General features: G+C 68.4%; 5 protein-coding genes and 1 pseudogene. 1 reads left to right on the top strand and 5 read right to left on the bottom strand.

Annotation, left to right across the window (positions count from 1 at the left end):
- Positions 1-7: 7 nt before the first annotated feature.
- The 4 genes and pseudogenes from ACFV4K_RS20430 to ACFV4K_RS20445 form a co-directional block, all read right to left on the bottom strand.
- Complete coding sequence (locus tag ACFV4K_RS20430; RefSeq protein ID WP_379276804.1) at positions 8-826, bottom strand: slipin family protein; 819 nt, start codon at positions 824-826, stop codon at positions 8-10.
- A 139-nt stretch (positions 827-965) separates the two neighbouring features.
- Positions 966-2,003 carry a hypothetical protein gene (locus ACFV4K_RS20435; RefSeq protein WP_379276805.1) on the bottom strand — a complete coding sequence of 346 codons (1,038 nt, stop codon included), beginning with the start codon at positions 2,001-2,003 and terminating at the stop codon, positions 966-968.
- Between the two features lie 112 nt (positions 2,004-2,115).
- Positions 2,116-2,535 carry an Hsp20/alpha crystallin family protein gene (locus ACFV4K_RS20440; RefSeq protein WP_379276807.1) on the bottom strand — a complete coding sequence of 140 codons (420 nt, stop codon included), beginning with the start codon at positions 2,533-2,535 and terminating at the stop codon, positions 2,116-2,118.
- A 181-nt stretch (positions 2,536-2,716) separates the two neighbouring features.
- Positions 2,717-3,361: pseudogene (locus ACFV4K_RS20445) on the bottom strand (DUF4389 domain-containing protein); the annotation flags it as partial.
- A gap of 272 nt (positions 3,362-3,633) precedes the next feature.
- On the opposite strand from ACFV4K_RS20445, the gene ACFV4K_RS20450 reads away from it, so the two are divergent.
- Complete coding sequence (locus ACFV4K_RS20450) at positions 3,634-5,652, top strand: erythromycin esterase family protein (RefSeq protein WP_379276808.1); 2,019 nt, start codon at positions 3,634-3,636, stop codon at positions 5,650-5,652.
- A gap of 61 nt (positions 5,653-5,713) precedes the next feature.
- On the opposite strand, the gene ACFV4K_RS20455 is transcribed toward ACFV4K_RS20450, so the two are convergent.
- The coding region (locus ACFV4K_RS20455; protein WP_379276810.1) for a WS/DGAT domain-containing protein at positions 5,714-6,411 on the bottom strand (698 nt) is incomplete at its 5' end.

Below are 6,411 nucleotides of genomic sequence, written 5' to 3' on the forward strand. Positions count from 1 at the left end.
GCCGCACCTATCCGCCCAGCATCGAGAGTTCCGACTTGGCTGCCTTGTCGGCGGCGGCGGCGGTTTCGCGGGCGAAAAACCCGCCGATATCGCTGATCGCGCTCATCAACGGCGCCGGGAACACCACGGTCGTGTTCTTGTCCACGCCGAGCTCGACCAACGTTTGAAGGTTGCGCAGCTGTAGGGCGAGCGGATGGGCCATCATGGTGTCGGAAGCCGCGCCGAGTGCCGCGGCGGCCAGCGATTCACCCTCGGCGGCAATGATTTTCGCACGCTTCTCACGTTCGGCCTCGGCCTGCCGGGCCATCGCCCGCTTCATGCTCTCGGGCAGCTGGATATCCTTCAGCTCGACCAGCGTGACCTCCACACCCCACTCCAGGGTGGTGGTGTCGAGGATCTGACGGATGTCGGCGTTGATGGCGTCGGTCTCGGCCAGCGTTTGGTCCAGGGTGTGCTGGCCCACCACCTTGCGCAGGGTGGTCTGCGCGATCTGATCGATGGCCGAGTACACATTCTCGATCGCCACCACCGACTTGCGCGCGTCCACGACTCGGAAGTACGCCACGGCGGAGATGTCGACACTGACGTTGTCGCGGGTGATGATGCCCTGCGACTGGATCGGCATCGTCACGATGCGCATCGACACCTTCCGCAGCCGGTCGATCACCGGAATGATCAGGTTCAGTCCGGGTTCACGCACCGCGACGACCCGTCCGAGGCGGAACAGCACTCCCTTCTCGAACTGGAAAACCACCCGAATCGCCAGTGCCGCCAGGACGAGCAGCACCACCCCGATCAGCACGACGACGGAAAACAGGACGTTCATAATTCCTCCAGATGCTCCTCTGCCCTCCATCGTGCGACCGGGACCTGTCCGCCAGCAGGGGCGAATGTCCTTCCGGTGCGGGCATTCGTCCTCACCCGGCCCGTTCGGTGCGAGGTCCGGCGCCGGCGGCGTTCGTCGATCACGGTGTCGGGGGCGGGAGCAGGTGGTCGTCGGCCAGGACGAGGGCCAGGAAGATCCCGGTCACCCACGCCATGACCGCGGCCATGACCGCGCCGCCCAGTATGCCGATGACCGCGACGAGGATCGGCGGCTGTCCTGGCTGCCACAGCGGCGAGGTCACCAGGGTGAAGGCCAGCAGACCGGCGACCCAGCCCACCGCGTTCGCCAGGATCCACAGGGCGGCCCGATCGGTGAAGCGACGCAACACCATCCACTGCGCGATGCCGATGGAGAACACCATGATCAGCGAACCCGCGACGGCAACCGGAATCTGCGCCCAGACGGGCCACTCACCGAATTGCTCGCCGTAGAGCATGGGCAGCACTCCGACAGTCCAGGCCAGCACCGCGGCCGCCGCCGTGGCGACCATCCAGTCCCGGCTTCGCAACCGGGACAGCCGCGTCCGCAGGACCCCGGCTTGGAAGTACCCGAGTACCGTGCCCTCGACGGCTCCGGCGCCGAGCATGGACATCACCAGCACCGCCGCACTCGTGTGCGCGGTGAGAGAGCCGGCGAGCGCGGGTGCGAGGAACCCGAGCATCTCCCCCACGGTCACCCTGGTGAACCAGCTCCGGCGCAGATCACGCTCCGCCACCGTGTCCCCGTTCGGCGTCGAGAGATCGATCACCACATAGGGATCCGGCTCTGTCGTCGTCCGCGGGTGCGCGCGCCGATAGATCATGTCGAGGCGCTCGTGAGCGACGGTGTCCGGCATCGCGACCACAGCGACGCCGCGCCGCCATCCGCCCTCGATCCGGATCGAGGCCGCGCGCGGTGTCCGGAAATTACGCCACCAGTTCTTGGCCGCCGAGTGTCCGACCCGGATCACCGCGCTGTCGCCGTCGAGCACGTATCCCACCGGCAGCGCGATGTGCCGGCCGGAAGATCGTGCCTGATACCGCAATTCCCCCACCGAGTGCCGCAGTGCGGTGGGCAGCCGCAGCGCCATCAGCACCGCCGCGGCTCCCATTCCGGGTGCTTCGTATTTGGTTGTCACCGCATCCTCCGTCTGTGCCCCGGTCGGGGCGATATCCCGATGGTCGCGCCCGGCGCTCGGCGAGGACAGCAGCCGAAGTGCCTGGTGCGCGGCCACGGCGGGCGATGAATCGCTATTCCGCCGACTCGATCTGGATATTGCGCACCGGTTCCTCCGGCTCACCGAGAGGAACGCTCACGGTGAGAATGCCTTTCGCGTAGCTGGCGTGGACGCCGTCCTCCTGGGCGCCCGGGGGGAGCGCCACCGTGCGGACGAAGGAGCCGTAGCTGAACTCCGAGCGCCCCTTGTCCTCGTGCTCCGCGGTGCGCTCGGCCTTGATGGTGAGTCGGCCCTGGTGCACCGAGACCTGCACGTCCTTGGCCGGATCGATGCCCGGGATCTCGGCGCGCACGGTGTAGAGTTTGTCGTCCATGGTGTCCTCGACGCGCAGCGGGTGCGTGCCGAACATCGGCACGGTGGGCGATACCACGGCGTTCCACAGTTCTGCGAGATCCGGCAGCATCGCTCCGGACTGACGGTGTAGCAGGCTCATCACAATCCTCCTCCTGGCAGTCGATATGTTCTGACACAACAGATTTCACTCCGGACAGGACGACGTTCCCAGGGTGTCACGACACCCGTTCGAGGGCCTTTGGTCCTCGCCTGCCCGGACCCCGGTCCTGCTGTGCGGGCGTGATCGGCAGCGCACCGCGCTCGCATCACCGCCGCGTGGCTCACGCCGCGGGAGCCTCGCCGGGTTCCCGCGGACCCTGATCGAGCCGCAGGGGCGGGTACGCGTCGGTCAGCAGGGCGGAATAGGCCAGGACTCGGTAGAACCACCGGTTGACGCCGATGACGAAGCCGAACAGTCCGCGGGGGTAGCGACCGGTGAACAGCAGCGCCACGGCGGCGATCAGAACCAGCACGCCGATCAGCGGAATCGTGGTGCGGCCCTCGTCGTCGCCGCCCCCGAGCGCCACGCCCCCACTGAGCAGCGCGGCCAGGATCAGGTAGTGCGGGATGGCCAGCAGCCACCACTTCACGAGCACGAGTCCGCGCGATAGCCGTTGCGGATAGTCGATTTCCAGGTCCGCCGGGTAGTCGGTCCGGCGCAATGTGAACGGCGGATACTCGTCGGTGCCCAGCGCGGCGTAGGTGTAGAACTGCACGCGCCACGACCAGCGCATCACGCCCACGCTGAAGTCGAACAGGGAGCGCGGGTAGCGCTCGGTGAAAAGGATCGCGAACCACGCCGCCACCGTGGCCACCCAGAAGGCGATCCACAGGAAGAACAGCACGACATAGTGGGGTATCGCGAGGATCCATTTCACCAGCCACAGCCACCGTGAGAGCGGTTCGTCCAGATCGCCGCGCAGTCGGACGGCGTTGTATTCGGGGGTCATGTCGGTCTCCTTGCGGGATCGCCGGCGGGATCGGGGCCGGCTGCTCTCGATCGTGCGCTGCGATCGATGGACCGGGGCAGCGGCCGAAGTCCCGTGCCCGGTGGCATTTCGACGTCAACGGGCCCGGCGCGCGTCCCGCACCGACGGGGACGTTGGTCCCCCGCGCACCGGGCCGCAGTGCTCTGTCGCACGCCACGCGGTTCCGAGCACGCTGAATCCATCGAGCCCGTCACTCATCAGGAGTAGTCATGGCACCGGAGACGCCCGTCCCGCCGCGGGAACCGCAGCAGATCTTCCGCGACCGCCATGAAGCCGGGCGCGTGCTGGCCCGGCTGCTCGAGCACTATCGCGGCGAGCCGGATCTGCTCGTGCTCGGCCTGGCGCGCGGCGGCGTGCCCGTCGCCTGGGAGGTGGCCGCGGCCCTGGACGCACCCCTGGACACGTTCATCGTGCGCAAACTGGGCGCGCCCGGGAATCCTGAATTCGCGCTCGGGGCCCTGGCCTCGGACGGACGCATCGTGGTGAACGACGATATGGTCCGCGCGCTGCGCGTGAGCCCCGAGCAATTGCGATCCATCGCGCGGTCCGAGGCGCACGAGCTGACCCGCCGACAGATCGTCTACCGCGACGGCCGCGCGCCGATCGAGGTGGCCGGGCGGACGGTCATTCTGGTCGACGACGGCTTGGCCACCGGCGCGAGCATGCTGGCCGCGGTCGAGGCGCTGCGCACGGAGGAGCCCAAGCGCATCGTGGTCGCGGTCCCGGCCGCGCCGGAGTCCAGTTGCCGCGAGTTCGGCGCACTCGTGGACGAAATGGTCTGTGCCACCATGCCCTCCCCGTTCCGGGCGGTCGGTGACTCGTTCTGGAATTTCAGCCAGGTCACCGATGCCGAAGTCCGCAGTCTGCTCCGCACCCCGACCGCCGGCGCGGCGGCCCCGGTCGCCGATCCGGTCGTCGTGCTGCGGTCCGCCGCGCTCGAGGCGCCCGCGGGCGTCCCGCCCGAACACGCGCTGGACGATCTCATCGGCGATGCGCGGTTCGTGCTCATCGGCGAGAGCTCGCACGGCACGCAGGAGTTCTACGCCGCGCGGGCGGCCATCACCGGCTGGCTGATCAGCGAGCGCGGTTTCGCCGGTGTGGCCTGCGAGGCCGACTGGCCCGACGCCTACCGGGTCGACCGCTATGTCCGCGGCCTGGGTGCCGACGATTCACCCACGCACGCGCTCAGTGGATTCGAGCGGTTCCCAGGCTGGATGTGGCGCAATACGGTGGTGCGCGAATTCGTCGAATGGCTGCGGCTGCACAACGACCAGCGCCGCCGCGAGGGGCGCGACAGCGCCGGTTTCTACGGCCTGGACCTGTACTCCATGCACCGCTCGATGCGCCGGGTCATCGAGTACCTCGAACAGGTGGATCCGGCCGCCGCGCGCCGCGCCGCGCGCCGCTACGCCTGTTTCGACCGTGTCTCCGAGGAGGACGGTCAGGCCTACGGTTTCGCCGCGGCGTTCGGCGGCGGGGAATCCTGCCAGGCCGAGGTGGTCCGGCAGCTGGTGGAATTGCGGCGCGCCACAGCCGATCTCGTCGAGGTCGGCGATGGCGATGCGCATTTCGACGCGCTGCAGAATGCCGCGACGGTGCGTGACGCCGAGGCTTACTACCGGGCCATGTTCGGTCCCCGGGTGAGTTCGTGGAATCTGCGCGACGTGCACATGGCCGATACCCTCGACGCCCTGGCCACCCAGCTGTCCCGGCCCGACACACCGGCACGGATCGTGGTGTGGGCGCACAATTCTCATGTAGGCGATGCTCGCGCCACCGAGATGGCCGCCGACGGGCAGCTCTCGCTGGGACAACTGGTGCGTGAGCGCCACCACGGGCAGTGCCGCACCATCGGATTCACCACCGCGTCCGGTACCGTCACCGCGGCGAGCCACTGGGACGGCGCGGCCGAGCGCAAGACCGTACGTCCGCCGCTGCCCAGCAGTATCGAGGAACTCCTGCACGACACCGGGATTCCCGCGTTGTATCTGCGCACCGACCGGCCCGACAACGTCACCGACATTCTGCGCACGCCCCGCTTGGAACGCGCCATCGGCGTCATCTACCAGCCGGGCACCGAACGCCAGAGCCACTACTTCCACACCCGCATGGCTGATCGATTCGACGCCGTCATCCACATCGACCGGACCACCGCGCTCCAACCGCTCGTGCCGGACAGCACCGACGCCGCGGGCACGGTCCCGGAGACCTACCCGAGTGGACTCTGAGCCCGAAATCGCCGGGCGTCAGGCCCTTTCACCATCCGGAGTTCACATGATCCGGATCGGTCTAGGCCCCCGGCGCCGTTTCCGGCGGCCCAGGATGATCCACCGGTGCCGGGCTGTCGTGCTCACCGGCGTCGAGCGCGGCGACTGTACGGAATCCGTCGGCCAGACACTCGGCCAGCACTGCCGGATCGGGCACCGCGGCGGTGTCGGAATTGATTCCGATACAGCAGGTTCCGGTGTGCGAGATCAGAGTGATGTTGAACGCGGTGCCGGTGGTGGGCCCGAAGGCGTAGATGCTCTCGACCTTCGCGCCGGCGACATAGAGCGCGACCGGGGACCCCGGGACGTTGGAAGCGATGAAATCGACGTGTTTGAACATGCTCGTGACCAGGCCGACCGGCACCCTGTTGAAGGCGGCCGCGACGGCGTTCGACAGCGGGATCGCAGGTTCGCGTCGCCACCGCTCGACCGTGTCGCCGAGGGCGCGCATGAGATCGACCACACCGTCGACGGCGACGGGGACAGCGAACCGGGCGATGGTGATGCGGTTGCCGCCGATCGGATCGCCGGTGTGCCGCAGGCTGATCGGCATGGCCACCCGCAGCTGCTCGACCTGATGCCCGTGCCGGCTGTGGTAGACGCGCAAGCCGATCAGAACCGAAGCCAGAAAGGCGTCGTTGACCGTGCAGCCCGCCCGGCGCGCAGCGCCGTGCAACGGCTCCAAAGGCACCTCCAGCACCGCCAGCCGCCGCCCCAGAC

Source organism: Nocardia sp. NPDC059764, assembly GCF_042732555.1.
Lineage (GTDB): Bacteria > Actinomycetota > Actinomycetes > Mycobacteriales > Mycobacteriaceae > Nocardia.